The organism is Vibrio scophthalmi, from assembly GCF_040869025.1.
Classification (GTDB): Bacteria; Pseudomonadota; Gammaproteobacteria; order Enterobacterales; family Vibrionaceae; genus Vibrio; species Vibrio scophthalmi.
The window spans coordinates 673,973-689,795 of record NZ_CP134272.1 but is presented as its reverse complement, the minus strand read 5'-3'; the positions used below and the strand labels follow the sequence as shown (position 1 = coordinate 689,795).

The 15,823-nt window shown below is 44.8% G+C and carries 10 protein-coding genes; 8 read left to right on the top strand and 2 right to left on the bottom strand.

Annotation, left to right across the window (positions count from 1 at the left end; translation table 11 throughout):
* Positions 1-321 precede the first annotated feature (321 nt).
* From codB to RJD38_RS18095, 3 genes are all read left to right on the top strand, one after another.
* The gene (gene codB / locus RJD38_RS18105) at positions 322-1,560 is read left to right on the top strand and encodes a cytosine permease (protein ID WP_005595367.1); all 1,239 of its coding nucleotides are present in this window, start codon (positions 322-324) and stop codon (positions 1,558-1,560) included.
* 9 nt (positions 1,561-1,569) lie between these two features.
* Entirely contained in the window at positions 1,570-2,847 is a 1,278-nt protein-coding gene (locus RJD38_RS18100; protein WP_065546006.1) for a cytosine deaminase, read from the top strand.
* Positions 2,848-3,515: 668 nt separating this feature from the next.
* Positions 3,516-3,971, top strand: a complete 456-nt coding sequence (locus RJD38_RS18095) for a dCMP deaminase family protein (RefSeq protein WP_065431490.1) — start codon at positions 3,516-3,518, stop codon at positions 3,969-3,971.
* Here RJD38_RS18095 and RJD38_RS18090 read toward each other — a convergent pair.
* Positions 3,952-6,519 (bottom strand): hybrid sensor histidine kinase/response regulator, encoded by a 2,568-nt coding sequence (locus RJD38_RS18090; RefSeq protein ID WP_367971673.1) that lies wholly within the window; start codon positions 6,517-6,519, stop codon positions 3,952-3,954. The genes RJD38_RS18095 and RJD38_RS18090 overlap by 20 nt on opposite strands.
* 790 nt (positions 6,520-7,309) lie before the next feature.
* Here RJD38_RS18090 and RJD38_RS18085 point away from each other — a divergent pair.
* The 4 genes from RJD38_RS18085 to RJD38_RS18070 all read left to right on the top strand — a co-directional run bounded on the left by RJD38_RS18085 (position 7,310) and on the right by RJD38_RS18070 (position 10,359).
* On the top strand, positions 7,310-8,740 hold the full coding sequence (locus RJD38_RS18085; RefSeq protein WP_005595361.1) for a glyceraldehyde-3-phosphate dehydrogenase: 1,431 nt from the start codon (positions 7,310-7,312) through the stop codon (positions 8,738-8,740).
* Positions 8,741-9,053: 313 nt separating this feature from the next.
* Entirely contained in the window at positions 9,054-9,278 is a 225-nt protein-coding gene (locus RJD38_RS18080) for a hypothetical protein (RefSeq protein ID WP_223296322.1), read from the top strand.
* Positions 9,279-9,408: 130 nt separating this feature from the next.
* Positions 9,409-9,894, top strand: coding sequence for an acyl-CoA thioesterase (locus RJD38_RS18075; protein ID WP_005595358.1), 486 nt, complete (start codon positions 9,409-9,411; stop codon positions 9,892-9,894).
* A 192-nt stretch (positions 9,895-10,086) separates the two neighbouring features.
* Positions 10,087-10,359 carry a hypothetical protein gene (locus RJD38_RS18070; RefSeq protein ID WP_050798500.1) on the top strand — a complete coding sequence of 91 codons (273 nt, stop codon included), beginning with the start codon at positions 10,087-10,089 and terminating at the stop codon, positions 10,357-10,359.
* A gap of 918 nt (positions 10,360-11,277) precedes the next feature.
* Here the strand turns inward: RJD38_RS18070 and rnb are convergent.
* Positions 11,278-13,296 (bottom strand): exoribonuclease II, encoded by a 2,019-nt coding sequence (rnb, locus tag RJD38_RS18065; protein WP_367971672.1) that lies wholly within the window; start codon positions 13,294-13,296, stop codon positions 11,278-11,280.
* Between the two features lie 367 nt (positions 13,297-13,663).
* On the opposite strand from rnb, the gene RJD38_RS18060 reads away from it, so the two are divergent.
* The gene (locus tag RJD38_RS18060) at positions 13,664-15,730 is read left to right on the top strand and encodes a DEAD/DEAH box helicase (RefSeq protein ID WP_367971671.1); all 2,067 of its coding nucleotides are present in this window, start codon (positions 13,664-13,666) and stop codon (positions 15,728-15,730) included.
* Positions 15,731-15,823: the final 93 nt, after the last annotated feature.

Genomic DNA, 15,823 nt, shown 5'->3' with positions numbered 1-15,823 from the left:
ATAAATAGCAAACGTTTGCAACCTGGGAAAACAAATACAATTGGAGTCTTTTTTACACCTGAACACACCAGCCCACACAAACACTCCAAAACAGATTAGCAGCGCAAAACTCAAGGCTATAAAAACGTTTTCATAAGCAATAAGTTCAATCAAAAAACAAATTCTAATATATTGAATTAAAAGAAAATAAAACACAAAACCAACAACAATGAAGCACAAGTGACAATTTAGTCATTGACAGTTTATTTTCAATCATCATAATACGCGCCGTTTAACCAAAACATGGCATTTAGTTTTCTTGTCTTACTTGTAGAGGTAAAAATGGCTGCAGATAATAATTATAGTCTTGGACCTGTTCCAATTTCGGCCCGTAAAGGCGTAGCGTCGTTAACCATGGTGATGCTAGGGCTCACTTTTTTCTCCGCAAGTATGTGGACTGGCGGTTCACTTGGTATTGGTCTTTCCTTTGATGATTTCTTACTCGCAGTTCTAATTGGCAACCTCATTCTCGGCATCTACACTTCTTTTCTTGGTTACATCGGCGCTTCTACCGGCCTCTCTACTCATCTTCTTGCTCGTTTTTCTTTTGGCTCTAAAGGCTCATGGCTTCCTTCTGCACTGCTTGGTGGTACTCAAGTCGGTTGGTTTGGAGTCGGCGTGGCTATGTTCGCAATACCAGTACACAAAGCGACTGGCATTGATACCAACGTGCTGATTATCACATCTGGCTTGCTGATGACGGCCACGGTGTACTTTGGCATTGCCGCTTTAATGATTTTGTCTGCCATTGCAGTTCCTGCGATTGCGCTACTCGGTGGCTACTCTGTAATTGAGGCCGTTAACAGTATTGGCGGCGTAGAGCAGCTACAAAAAGTACAGCCAGCTGAACCTCTCGATTTTTCAGTGGCCTTGGCGATGGTGGTTGGCTCATTTGTTAGCGCAGGAACACTGACGGCTGACTTCGTTCGTTTTGGTAAAAAGCCAATGGGCGCGGTGATGGTGACGATGATTGCTTTCTTTGTCGGCAACTCACTGATGTTTGTCTTCGGTGCGGCTGGCGCGGCTGTTACTGGCCAATCAGATATTTCAGAAGTCATGATTGCGCAAGGGTTACTTATTCCCGCGATTATTGTTCTTGGCCTTAATATTTGGACCACCAACGACAACGCGTTGTACGCTTCGGGCCTGGGCTTCTCAAATATCACAGGGCTACCTAGCAAATATATCTCTATGCTCAATGGTGTCATCGGTACACTTTGCGCATTATGGCTGTACAATAACTTCGTTGGTTGGCTGACCTTCTTATCTCTGGCTATACCACCAATTGGTGGCGTGATCATTGCGGATTTCTTAGCTAACCGTAAGCGTTACCTAAATTTTGACCAAGCTCAGTTCCAAACCATTAACTGGGCAGGTATCGCAGCCGTTGCGATTGGCGTGATTGCCGGCCACTTCTTACCAGGTGTCGTACCCGTAAATGCGGTACTTGGCGGCGCAATCAGCTACTTAGTATTAAATCCTATCGTAAATAAAAAGACTCTGGTTCAACAACCAGCGTAAGGAACCATCATGACAACACTACTGATCCAGAACGCAACACTGCAAGGACAAGAAGGTCTCAAGCAGATTCTGATTAAGGATGGTCAATTCGAGCGTATTGAAGACAATTCCGTTGAACTTAATTTCACCGGTAATGTACTCGATGCGGAAGGTGGCCTCGCGGTCGCACCTTTCTGCGAACCTCACATTCACCTAGACACGACTCAAACGGCCGGAGAGCCAAGCTGGAACATTTCTGGCACCTTATTTGAAGGTATCGAGCGCTGGGCTGAGCGTAAAGAGCTGCTGTCGATTGAAGATGTAAAGTCACGCGCTAAACAGACACTAAAATGGCAAATTGCGAATGGTGTGCAGCATGTACGAACTCACGTAGACGTCTCAGATCCAACGCTAATCGCGCTTAAAGCGATGATTGAAGTGCGTGAAGAGATGAAAGAATGGGTAGATATCCAAATCGTTGCGTTCCCACAAGAAGGTATCCTGTCTTACCCTAACGGTAAAGAGCTACTAGAAAAAGCGGTTCAACTAGGCGCTGACGTCATTGGTGCGATTCCACACTTTGAATTCACGCGTGAGTACGGGGTTGAATCGCTGCACTACGTATTTGAATTAGCACAAAAATACGATCGTCTTATTGATGTTCACTGTGACGAAATTGACGACGAGCAATCTCGCTTTATCGAAACCTTGGCTGCGCTGGCGCATAAATTCAACATGGGTCACAAGGTCACCGCAAGCCACACAACAGCAATGGGCTCTTACAACGGCGCATACGCATCACGTTTATTCCGCTTGCTACGCATGTCTGGCATTAACTTTGTTGCGAACCCACTGGTGAACATTCACCTGCAAGGCCGTTTTGATGACTACCCAAAACGTCGTGGTGTGACGCGAGTGAAAGAGATGCTTGCTGCCAATATTAACGTTTGTTTTGGCCATGATGATGTCTTCGACCCATGGTACCCATTAGGCACCGCGAATATGATGCAAGTGCTGCATATGGGTCTGCATGTGTGTCAGGTTATGGGTTACGACCAGATCAATAACGGCTTAGAACTTATCAGTACTAACTCAGCACGTACTTTGAATATCCATGATCAACATGGCATTGAACAAGGTAAGCCGGGCAGCTTACTGATCCTTCCTGCTGAAAACGGTTTTGATGCGGTACGTCGCCAAGTCCCTGTGCGTTACTCGGTTCGCCACGGTAAAGTGATTGCAGAAACACAACCAGCAACGACCCAAATTCACCTAGCAGAAACAGAAGCGGTAACTTTTAAGCGCTAAGCTCTTAATTTAGTTTATATAAAAGAAAACCCCGCTAGGCAAAGCCTAACGGGGTCTATTCTTACTCGCAGCAATCCGGCTACTAATAAGTGCTCCCTGCATCATATCCTTGATAGTACGCTGCATCCTTCAGCACTTCCATAACATCGCTGTCCTAGCGGTGTCCTTCGCAATCCTAGCTAACCATCGTTCCTCGATGACTAAATCTTCGTCCTGAAGATGACCAAATCCTTGGGTCTTTCCTGTTCCGTGTCCGCATCCTGCCGACACCTTTAATTTAACCATCTAAGCCGAATCTCTCAATAGCATTACCGTATACAAATGTTGATCATTTTCCATAAAAATCAATTAAACCACTATTTATCAACAAGTTAATACAAACCCTTCGCTATTTACTCAACGACGAAACGATAGTTTCTTACGTCGTTGTAAGAGATCTCTTACGTACTAATGGGCAGTTTTTACCTCATCATTCTTAAACACACGACTCAGCAGGCAATAAGCGAAGAAAAATTGAGCAGCGTCAGTGTGGATTGTGGCTACTAACTCATTAAAAAGTGAGATATTATGATCCAACCTAGATCACATTATTGTGTTTTCATGGTCAACGACTTAGCGAATCACATCGCTTATTCGTGGTCACATTCACTCTTTGTAAGGAAGATTTAATGATTTCAAAATGGGCGCAACGCTTTTACCAAATGGCTGAGCTTGTTGGCTCTTGGAGTAAAGATCCATCCACTCAAGTTGGTGCGGTCATTACTAAACAAAATCGCATTGTCTCGGTCGGCTTTAATGGTTACCCACATGGTATTTCCGACAGCGCAGAAACCGATGAACGCGAAATGAAATACTTAAAAACGCTTCATGCCGAAGAGAACGCGATTTTGTTCGCGAAACGAGATTTAGACGGGTGTGAAATCTGGGTGACACACTTTCCGTGCCCAAATTGCGCGGCAAAGATCATTCAAACCGGTATTTCAGCTGTGCACTGCCCAGAGCAAACCGAAGATTTTCTCTCACGCTGGGGCGATAAAATCAAAGTCAGCCAAGAGATGTTTTTACAAGCAGGCGTGAAAGTCAATTGGCTACCGCTGGCTGATATCAGCAAACCGGCAGAGTAACCAACTTTAATTGCTCAAAGATTTCAAATAGCTGTTTTGATTTGTAAGGTTTCGCTAAGTAAGCATCCATCCCTGCCTCAAAGCAGCTATCAATATCTTCCGGTAACACACTGGCGGTCAGTGCGATTATTGCAATGGGCTGATGACCATTACGCTGCTCCCATTGACGTATTTCCCGTGTTGCGGTTAAGCCATCCATCACTGGCATCATACAATCCATCAATATGGCATCAAATACCCTCCCCGATTGAATCACATCAACCGCATCGGCCCCGTTACTCACCACTTGATAATCCATACCTGCTTTATTGAGAAACAAACTCGCAATTTTCTGATTCATCAAATTATCTTCCACAATCAGAATATTACGGCTTCGTGTCTGCCTCGGTTCATGATGAACGACCGTTTGAGAAGCGTTTGTCATAGCCACTCGTGCGTAGGATCTTTTTTGCAATGCGGCCACCAGTCGATTTCCTAACATCGGCAAGGTTAAGCTGGATGAGACGATACCTTCTACTGCCACAGTTCGCCCTTGTGGGCCTGACAATACAACAATCTCAGCATTAGTTTGTAGCTGTCTAAGCTGAGTTAGTTCCGCTAGATATGATGGTTGGGTTCCATTATAACCCGTCGTAGAAGCATGGTGTTTATTAGTAATGCAATACAATATCACATCATACGATTGCACCAGATTACTGGCATGGGCGATATCTTCTACGCTGTAAAAGGTCACCCCTAACTGGTGGAGTTCTTGCTTAATATAATGCTCATACTGGCAATGATTGGTCAGCAGCAAGACCTGCTCATTAATTTGAACGGGAGCGGGTTGCACGGCTGGAACATCAATCGGTATCGAAACAATAAAGCGACTGCCCTTGCCCACAACCGAATCGACATAAATGTCACCCTTCATTAATTCGACTAACTGACGACAAATGGTCAATCCAAGCCCTGTTCCACCGTAAGATCGGGTAATCCCACCATCTTCTTGAGTAAACGGCTTAAAAATCTCACTCAACTTATCTTGAGCGATACCGACACCAGTATCGACAACAGTACAGAGAAGCGTGGTTTGATCGACTTTCTCCACCAGTGATATCTGTACTTTTACACTGCCTTGGTGAGTGAATTTCACCGCATTGCTCAAAAGATTCAGTATCACTTGCTTCAAACGGAACTCATCAATGCGAATCATCTTAGGAATGGGCGTTAACCATTCAACAAACAAATCAACGTGCTGTTTTCTCGCCTTACTGATTAAGATGGCTAAGGTCTCGTAAATCACCTCTTTGATATCAGACTCTACGATTGATAGTGATAACCGCCCTGACTCTATTTTTGACAGATCTAAGATATCGTTGATCAGTACCAGCAATGATTGCGATGAGCCTTCAATATCCGTTAAAATTTCTTCTTGGCTTGGTCTTAGTTGACTATCCGACAGTACTTCGGTCATACCTATAATACCGTTAAGTGGAGTGCGTATTTCATGAGAGATATTGGCTAAGAAAATACTCTTTGCTTTATTAGCGGCTTCCGCACTTTCCTTTGCTTCAACTAATTGCTGTTCATAATCTCTTTGCTCTTGAATAATATGATTGAGGCTATCGGCAAAGTCGGTGAATTCATCCTTACCATCAACCGGGATCAACGCAACAGTACCGTTTCTTTTCATCATCCCCATTGTATCTAGAATTCGAGTTAGCTTTGAGTTGATCCGAAGTAACGTACTCGCCCCCCATGTAAACATCACGATCAACACTAAGCCACTGATAATCGCAAGCAAGATTAATTTTTGTTGACTCGCCTTCCCTTTGAGAACCACCGCTTGTTCAAGCTCAGTGGCTAAAATAGTTAACTGATCGACCACGGCATGATTTCGACTTTCAATCACTTTAACCAGTTCATTCATCTCCAAGGGCGTAGCGCGATTGTGCAACATCTGGCTTCTAAAATAGGCGCTTTGACGAAACTCTCGGCTAGTGAAAAGCACTAACAGCTTATCTGCTTTAGGGTTACGTACATCATTATTGAGGAAGTGTTCAAGATAATATTGCTGGCGTTCGCCTACACGAAAATACTCTTCCGCATAATCGGCGGAATCCCACTCTAGCGTACTAATTTCCCTTGCTAGCCATGCTTCTCTCTCCATCCAAAAATGCAGCCAACTAAGATCACTAAGCACGACTTCTGCTTTTTGAATTGACCTATCTGCATGGTAATTTTCAATCTGTTGCACGGTCAAAAACAATGTTTCTAAGCTACTGAACATCAAGCGGCCTAATTCTATCGTGCTGGTGTAACTAGCAAATTCTAGCTCAGGTAAGACGCCTTTTAGCTCCATAATCTGCTCTGTCATTACGCGACGCCGTTCAGGTCGTAACTGGTGCTGAGCAGAAACCAACGCCAACGTTTGATCTAATTGTAATAAGCTTTGATGGATCTCTTGTTTAACCGAGTCATTTTTCAACCGCTTAGATAGAGCAAAGTAGAGCTGATTAGATAAGGCAGAAAGATGGCGTAGATGCTCTGCTTTTACATTGGTCACAGTATAGCTCTCGAGCCTTTCCTGAATGCGGATGACAGAATTTGCACAAAACAGCAAGATAACCAGAGTCGGTAAAAGACACAGCACTAGCAGTCGCGATTTAATCGACACGCGAGCAAAGATCATTGGGGGATTCATTCCTTGAATCAAAAGTGGCTCAAATATAAGCAATCAGTAGCATTCAAACCAACTTATTTACCGTTGCGCATTCCTTTTCTCATTATTGCTACATTGATAGAAATATTGACAATGAGTGTGCGAAGGACATCAGATCATATTGACCATCAGGTTGCACAAATAAACGTTGGCTTGCGCACAATTTTTCAATTTCCCCCATTCCATCTTGTCGCGATATGCATGAAGTCCGCAATTGAAGTCGCTAAAAAGCTCAACTCACCACCATTGTTTACTAAATAGGTGGTTTATCCATACAAGCTCACATCATGACGCAATCACCTCTTCCCGTTACACCACCAAATGCGCAATGAGTATTTTTTGTAGCAAAATAAGCGCCTCACTATCGAATTTGTCAATGATGCATTGTGCTAATTCCTTCAGCGGAAAACGCCTAAGTTAGGCGACATTTTAGCATCAGACAGGGTGATTATTTTTCCTAGCAGAATAACCCATCGTCAGTTACGCTTTTTCCACAAAATAATTACAAAACATTCACTCTACACTTTCTCTTAATCCCCTGCGTGTCTGTTGGGCAAAAGTAGAGTTCTGACGAGTGAATGCCCTCGCTTCCACAAGGAAAAGCACTTCCAAAACGAAAAGGTCCTGTACGCTCATGAGCCCAGAGAAACATCTTCTCGAATGGCAAACTAGCCAGTCGATTGCTGAAACCATTTATCCATTACTTGGGCAGCTTTATCGCCAAAAAGGTGTTGAAGTCTTACTGTTTGGCAAAACACTGGTGAACGCCGCAACAATCGACATCATAAAAGCCCATCGCCTCGCTCGTCACTATAGTGGACAGGCGTTATCTCCGAGCCAAACACTGCCTCTGATTCAAGCACTATGTGACATGCCGCTATCACCATGTCGCATCGACGTAGGTCAGCTGGCTGATAAGTTTTGGCAAGATCGTGAAGATGCCCATGGCGTAAAAGATTTTCTGCACTCAGCCTTGGTCACAGCAATGAATGGCGAGGGCGTATCAAAACCTAAAGATGTCGTGTTGTACGGTTTTGGCCGTATTGGTCGCTTGTTAACTAGACTTCTGGTCGAAAAAAGCGGCTCAGGCTACCCACTGCGTTTACGTGCTATTGTGGTCCGTGGCGGTAAACATGGTGACCTACAAAAACGCGCTAGCCTGTTACGACGAGATTCTGTGCATGGTCAATTCAATGGCAGTATTGTTGTGGATGAAGAACGAAAAGCCATCATCGCCAACGGTAACTACATTCAAGTCATTTACGCTAACAGCCCTGAAGATATCGACTACGCCCAATATGATATTCATAACGCGCTAGTGGTTGATAACACGGGAGCTTGGCGCGATAGCGAAGGACTGAGTAAACACCTCGCTTCAAAGGGTGCACAAAAAGTATTACTGACTGCGCCGGGTAAAGGCGACATCAAAAACGTCGTCTTTGGTGTCAATGAACAGGTGATTCAGCCAGAAGATACCATTATTTCTGCCGCAAGCTGCACCACCAACGCGATAACTCCAGTACTTAAAGCACTCAACGACCGCTATGGCATTGAATCTGGTCACATTGAAACCGTACACTCTTTTACCAATGATCAGAACTTGATTGATAACTTCCATAGCGGTGAGCGTCGTGGTCGTAGTGCTTCACTGAACATGGTACTCACCTCAACGGGCGCAGCTAAAGCGGTTGCTAAAGCCTTACCTGAGCTTGCGGGTAAGTTGTCTGGCAACTCTATTCGCGTACCAACACCCAATGTATCAATGGCTGTGGCTAACTTAAACTTAGCGAGCCAAGTTGAGCGTGACGAGCTCAATCAGTATTTACGCGATATGGCACTAAAATCGAACCTCTCAGCACAAATTGATTACACCGATTCCACCGAGGTAGTCTCATCCGATTTGGTCGGTTCCCGCTTTGCTGGTGTGGTCGATGGGGCTGCGACAATCGCGCAAGACAATCGTTGCGTTCTCTATATTTGGTACGACAATGAATTTGGCTACAGCTGCCAAGTCGTCCATTGTATGGAGCAAATGATGGGCGTGCGCTATCAAACGTTTACCTAGAGGTAATCTAACCTCAGCCGCAGGCTTATCACATCACCTATCACCTATCACCTAAGATAAAAGGCGGCTAAAAAAATTCCCTGTTGGTCGGTAGCGAACTACCTAGCTAACCTGTTGACTGCCGCTTCTGGATGAGGCGGTTTTTTTTACATTCATGTTTGGTTCATCTAAGCCGCATTAATCTGTACACTGTTAACCTAGTGCAAGACACATTTTTAGATTTACTTTCTACACTCAGGTCACTTTAAGCTGCAAGTCACCCACTTGCCCTTGGTTTTTTGAGTCAATGCTGCACTACACAATAGAGGTATTAATGATGTATAGAATGCTCACCACAGCGCTAACACTAGTCATCGGTTTTTTTACTGTTATGTTCGGTTTACTATTGGCGATCCCATTAGCCATTCTGGGCGCAATCACCGGCAAGCGCCTGCGCGATAATTTCAAGGCACAAATGCAAGCACAGCAAGATTCTGCGATGAATCAAAGCATGGACAAAGGCGCGATTGAAGGCGAATTTGAAGAAGTGCGTAAGTAAACCATTGCCACCATCAAGCCACCTATAAAAAACGTGATGATCCAATGCGCTTTGGCCGCACTTAGTAATAGATCATTCAGTCGTGAACACGTTATAGTGGTCGTAGTTGCAACCGTCATGGAGTAAGACGATGAGTAAAAGACAACGCAATATAACCCTGCGTTTCTTGGCTGAGCCCAGCGATGTCAATTTTGGCGGTAAAGTGCATGGTGGCGCGGCGATGAAGTGGATCGATTTAGCTGCATATGCGTGTGCTGCAGGCTGGAGTGGTAAATATTGTATTACTGCCTACGCCGGTGGGATACGTTTTGTATCACCAATTCACGTCGGAAATCTGGTCGAAGTGAGTGCTAAGGTAATCTATACCGGCAGCTCATCAATGCATATTGCTATCGATGTTCAAGCCAGCGACCCTAAAGAACTAACCAATCGCTTAACCACCCATTGTATCGTCATCATGGTTGCGGTTGATGAAAATGGCAAACCCTCGCCGGTACCGGAATGGGTTCCGAGCAACGATGAAGACATTGAATTACGAGAATCTGCTATCCGACTGATGAATATGCGCAAACAGATTGGTCAGGAAATGGAAGCGCACGTTAAATATCTCAAATAGTTCATCCGCTCTGGTCGCCTCCTATCTAACGAGTCACGCTCGAGTAATACCAGCGGCCAGGTACACCACTTGATGATAATGACAGTATGTCAGGCTTGAGTAAAAAGCTGATACTGTCATTTTTCCTTCACTAAAGTCTGCTTAACTCTGTGCTGCATCCAATGAAAGGCAAGGATCTTAGCCATTAAGCACATCTCATTCAACGGTGATAGATTAACATCTGCATTCAACGCACCTACATTAAGTGAAACAACCTTGAGCGATCTTAAATCGGTTGAATACCAATGGGTCCGAACCATGTATGCCGAAGGTTACAACGATCAGCAGATTCACCACTACATCCAAACCTGCTTTGGTGGCGATGAAACATTTGCCACACTATTTCGTCGCGTCGCACTATCGCAAGAAAGCATTTACGTCTTGCTAAGATACCTAGGATGCGCACCTTCCAATCGCGAGCTATAACACATCACCCTAAGTGATATTTAGAACAAAAAGATAACGTAACCAAATGATCAATAAGGGATATTAGCTTTTATCGCCAAAGGAAGAATAGAAATAAAGCCCATCATTCGAGCATAATAAATGTATAAAACTTGCTCATTAAGGACTTAAAACCACATCAATCTGCAACAAATCATGCCGCTACAATGTAATTATTAGCACTGCGTCGCATTGAGTATCGAATTCGCTACCGCACATTAGCCGATTACTTAATATGGACGCTGCAAAAAGAAATGCCTGAGCAATGCTCAGGCAGGTTACAAAAACCGTTAGTTTTCATTTAGTAAGGAATCTAAGCTAACAGCCAGCTATGCGTAACACCAATTTTGCACTCGACTTAACTGATCGGCGGCCAAACCAAGAATGTTAAGTGGAGCAACAATGAGGCGACGTGCAGGTCGCCTTTGTCGTTTTTATTTACCTTCCACAGCACCGATTGATGGTGAATCCTCTGACCAACCCATGCTATGTAAGTAGAAAAACATCTACATTCTAAATGTAGTGAATACGACGTAATTCATCAGCCTAAGCTATAGAAAAGTCTAATAATTTAGACTGTGTCGCATTCTTATAAACAGTGTGTACGAATCCTAGTTAGAAATCAACCATGATGTGACTAGAATCTCATATCCGAGAGTAATTCCTGTTCAGTTTGGGGGGATCAATGCGAGACAAAACTTTACTTCGCCCAATAATGCCTACCACTGCGATGATTGCCACTCTCAATATTGATGAACACGATGAACGATGATGATAATCAAACGTACCCCTTCATGTTCATAGCAGATTGTGTCGTGCATCGTTTCATGCCAAATAAAAAAATCCCCTACTTTTTAGCAAAAGTAGGGGATTCAATTCAGACTCAAACTAGACTAACAATTACTCAGCAGGAGCATCTGTTGCCGTCGTGTCATCTTGCTTCTCAACAACCAACTCCGCAAACACTTGTGTTGGCTTCGCAACGATGTTGCGGTTTTCTTGACTCACGTCTGTCAATACCACTTCAAGTGTGTCGCCAAGACGGAATTCAAGTTGCTTATCGATTGAAATCGTACCTTGCTCGCCGTTGCACTCGATACGTTCTTTATTAGACATAATCAATGAACTTGGAATAAAGGCAGCGGCGCCATTTTCAAGTAAACGAATACGCATACCCGCACGGTTAATATCAAAGATTTCACCAACGAACTTGGTCTCTTTGCTTGGCTCTTTAGCCAACGTGCGTGCATACAGCCAATCACCCACTTTACGTTCAGCCATATTGTGATGCTTACGATGTAGAGCTAGCTCTTCACCCACTGTTTCATCTGCGGTTTGCACTGGTTCTTTGCCTAGCACATGCGCTTTTAGCATACGGTGGTTAATCATATCGCCGTATTTACGGATTGGTGACGTCCACGTCGCGTAGATATCTAAACCCATCGCATAGTGCGGTAGTGGCTGATTGCCCATCTCACTGTATGCTTGCGCTTTGCGGATACGGTTATCGAGATAACTCGTATCTTGCTGACCTAGCCAACGGCGTAGCGCGGCAAAACCTTCTAGAGTTGCAATGGATTCAGCAGTAAACGGTAATTCACCTTCAGGGTTCACTAGCGCAACTACATCGGCAATTTTTTCAGGCTTGAAACCAGCATGTGTATTGAAAACACCGCATTCAAAGTTAGCACGCAATGTTTTACCCGCACAGATGTTGGCGGTGATCATTGACTCTTCAACTAAGCGATTTGCAGTACGACGCATATCCGCATGAATCGCGACGACATCATTATCTTCGCTCAATTCAAAACGGTAATCAGGACGGTCAGGGAAAACCACTGCATTATTTTGACGCCAGTTAGCGCGCGCTTGAGAGAATTCATACAAATCACGTACGATTTGTGCGATCTCATCATTTGGTTGCCATTCCGGCGACTCGCCGTTTTCCAACCAATCTGAAACATGATCGTAAACTAAACGTGCGTGCGATTTAATGTGTGCAGCAAAGAAGTGGATATCTTCACCAATCACACCATCTTTATCGACTGTCACAGTACAGCAAAGTGCTGGACGAACTTCTCCCTCAATCAAAGAGCAAAGATCATCAGCAAGATCACGAGGTAGCATTGGGATGTTACGACCTGGCAAATAGATAGTGAAACCACGTTCACGAGCCACCTTGTCCATATCACTATCCGGCGTGATGTAGGCAGTAGGATCGGCAATCGCAATCGTTAATTCAAAATCACCATTCGCATTTTTCTTTGCGTATAACGCATCATCCATATCTTTGGTTGATTGGCCATCGATAGTCACGAATGGAACATGGGTCATATCGACGCGCTCTAAATCTGCATCGTCTTTCAATTCCCAATGATCAATACCCGCGGGCTCGCTGTTCGGCAGATCGTTTTCCGCCAGCGTTACCCACCAAGGCGCAATCTTATCGTCAGCATCAGTGATTTTTTTCGAAATCTCAACCAAGAAACCAGCATCGCCTTTAAGCGGGTGTTGCACAAGATGAGCAACTACCCAATCACCTTCAGCAAAATCGGTCGGGTTTAAACCCTTCTTCACTTTTGCTTTTAGTGACTGTTTTTTCAGTTGAGGGTGATCCGGTGTTACGTTCAATTTGCCCTTGAACATCTTAACGCGACCAATAAAGCGAGCGAGGTTGTGTTCCAACAGCTCTTCTGGCTCTGCCGATTCGCGATCGTTATCAGTACGAATGATCGCTTTCACTCGATCGCCATGCAGACACTTCTTCATATAAGGAGGCGGGATAAAGAAGCTGGTTTTGCTATCTACTTCTAAGAAGCCAAAGCCTTTTTCAGTCGCTTTAATAGTGCCTTCTTTTTTCGGTAGCTTTTCTTGGATTTGCTGTTTAAGCTGAGCCAGTAGCGGATTATCTTGGAACATTTTTACTCTTAATCACTTGTAAAATTGCGCACACTATAACATTGCGATTTTACCCAAGCTACTTAAAGCGAGACTTTGTTCACGCCCTCTCCTTGCTAAACTGAGCGAAATAACAGCAAAATAGCCTGCGCGTGGCGACAAATTCTGCAAAATTGTCTTTTTGAAGAAATTTTTGTGATGAATTTCAATTTTTTCTGGCTTTTTTTGTGCTTTTAGGGAATAATCCGCCTCCCTTATGTCCCTAGCGGCTTGATGCGATTTACGACTTATCCGCATCTGAACGGAACTCAGCTCTTTATCTGGATTGGTAATTGAAATTGGTAGAGCTCGTGGGACCTTTTGTTTTTATTTGTTATATGGGATCCCAATGACAGACTCAGTAATTCAATTTAGTGAATTAGCACTAAACGACGCCATCCTTTCAGCTCTTGACAGCATGGGTTTCGTTTCTCCAACACCTATCCAAGCAGAAGCGATTCCTCACCTTCTTGCTGGCAAAGACGCACTAGGTAAAGCTCAAACTGGTACTGGTAAGACAGCGGCATTCTCGCTACCACTACTAAACAAAATCGATCTTGCTCAACGTAAACCACAAGCAGTTGTTCTAGCTCCTACTCGCGAACTAGCGATCCAAGTAGCGGCTGAAATGAAGAACCTTGGTCGTAACATCTCTGGTCTTAAAGTTCTTGAGATCTACGGTGGTACTTCTATCGTTGACCAAATGCGTGCTCTTAAAAACGGCGCACACGTGATCGTTGGTACTCCTGGTCGTGTTCAAGACCTTATCAACCGTGACCGTCTACACCTTGACGAAGTAAACACTTTCATCCTTGATGAAGCTGATGAAATGTTGAACATGGGTTTTGTGGATGACGTAACTGCAATCATGGAGCACGCTCCTGAAACTGCACAACGCGTTCTTTTCTCTGCAACTATGCCTCCAATGCTGAAAAACATTGTTGAGCGCTTCCTACGTGAACCAGTAATGGTTGACGTTGCAGGTAAAAACCACACTGTAGACAAAGTAGAACAGCAGTTCTGGGTTGTTAAAGGCGTTGAAAAAGACGAAGCAATGTCTCGTCTTCTAGAAACAGAAGAAACTGACGCATCAATCGTATTCGTACGTACTCGTCAAGATACCGAGCGTCTAGCTGATTGGCTATCTGCACGTGGCTTCAAAGCTGCTGCACTGCACGGTGACATTCCTCAGTCTCTACGTGAGCGTACTGTTGATCACATCAAAACTGGCGTAATCGACATCCTAGTAGCAACTGACGTTGTTGCACGTGGTCTTGACGTTCCACGTATTACTCACGTATTTAACTACGACATCCCGTTCGATGTTGAATCATACATCCACCGTATCGGTCGTACTGGCCGTGCTGGTCGTAAAGGTAAAGCGATCCTATTGGTTCGTGGCAACCAAATCCGTATGCTTCGCACTATCGAGCGCGTAACTCGTTCACAAATGGAAGAAATCCAACTTCCAATGCGTGATCAAGTAGCTGAAGCTCGCCTAATCAAGCTAGGTGCTGAGCTAGAAGCTGAGAAAGAACACAAAGCGCTAGAGAAGTTCGTTGAGCTAGTTGAGAAACTACAAGAATCTCTAGAGATCGATGCAAATACTCTTGCTGCGATGCTACTTAAGCGTCAACAAGGTAAGCGTCCTCTATTCTACGTTGGCGAAGACCCAATGGTAGAAGCTATTGCTCGTGACAAGCAACGTCGCACTGAACGCCGTGAAGGCGGTCGTGATGGTGGCCGTGATGGTGGCCGTGAAGGTGGTCGTCGTGAAGGTGGTCGTAACTTCAACACTCAAGATTGGGATACTTACCAACTTCAAGTGGGTCGTGAGCAAGGCGTACAAGTTAAAGATATCGTTGGCGCTCTAGCAAACGAACTAGGTCTAGTTAAAGGCTCTATCGGTGCTATCAAACTAGATCAAGGCCAAACTTACGTTCAGCTTCCTAAAGCAATGGATTCTGAAACAGCTGGCAAACTAAACAAACTGCGTATCCGTCAGAAAGAAGTTGGCGCAGTAGTTTGTGACTTCAACGATTTCCGTGAGCCTCGTGGTCGTCGTGACGGCAACCGTGATGGCGGCGGTCACCGTGGTAACCGTGAAGGCGGCTTCCGTGGCAACCGTGAAGGTGGTAACGGCGGCGGTCATCGTGGCAACCGTGATGGCGGCGGCTACCGTGGTAACCGTGAAGGCGGTAATCGCGAAGCTGGTAACCGTGAAGGCGGCAATGGCGGCGGCTACCGTGGCAACCGTGAAGGTGGCAACGGCGGCGGTTACCGTGGCAACCGTGAAGGTGGCAATGGTAATGGCGGTAATGGTGAGCGTCGTTTCGATCGTAACCGTGGTGGCGACAACCGTGGCAACCACCGTGGCGAACGTGGCCATGGTCGCCCAGCTCGCAACGAAGACTAATTAGTCATTAGAAAACCGGCGTTTATCGCCGGTTTTTTTTATTTCTATCCCTACAATTCCAATATTGAATGTCTACTTTATTGGGGTCATTCC

Bases quoted from the DNA above. Each gene is read 5' to 3' on its own strand.
- RJD38_RS18080 (WP_223296322.1), top strand. From the start codon at position 9,054: ATGATGTATAGAATGCTCACCACAGCGCTAACACTAGTCATCGGTTTT.
- RJD38_RS18060 (WP_367971671.1), top strand. From the start codon at position 13,664: ATGACAGACTCAGTAATTCAATTTAGTGAATTAGCACTAAACGACGCC.
- RJD38_RS18075 (WP_005595358.1), top strand. From the start codon at position 9,409: ATGAGTAAAAGACAACGCAATATAACCCTGCGTTTCTTGGCTGAGCCC.
- codB (WP_005595367.1), top strand. From the start codon at position 322: ATGGCTGCAGATAATAATTATAGTCTTGGACCTGTTCCAATTTCGGCC.
- RJD38_RS18085 (WP_005595361.1), top strand. From the start codon at position 7,310: ATGAGCCCAGAGAAACATCTTCTCGAATGGCAAACTAGCCAGTCGATT.
- RJD38_RS18095 (WP_065431490.1), top strand. From the start codon at position 3,516: ATGATTTCAAAATGGGCGCAACGCTTTTACCAAATGGCTGAGCTTGTT.
- rnb (WP_367971672.1), bottom strand. From the start codon at position 13,296: ATGTTCCAAGATAATCCGCTACTGGCTCAGCTTAAACAGCAAATCCAA.
- RJD38_RS18100 (WP_065546006.1), top strand. From the start codon at position 1,570: ATGACAACACTACTGATCCAGAACGCAACACTGCAAGGACAAGAAGGT.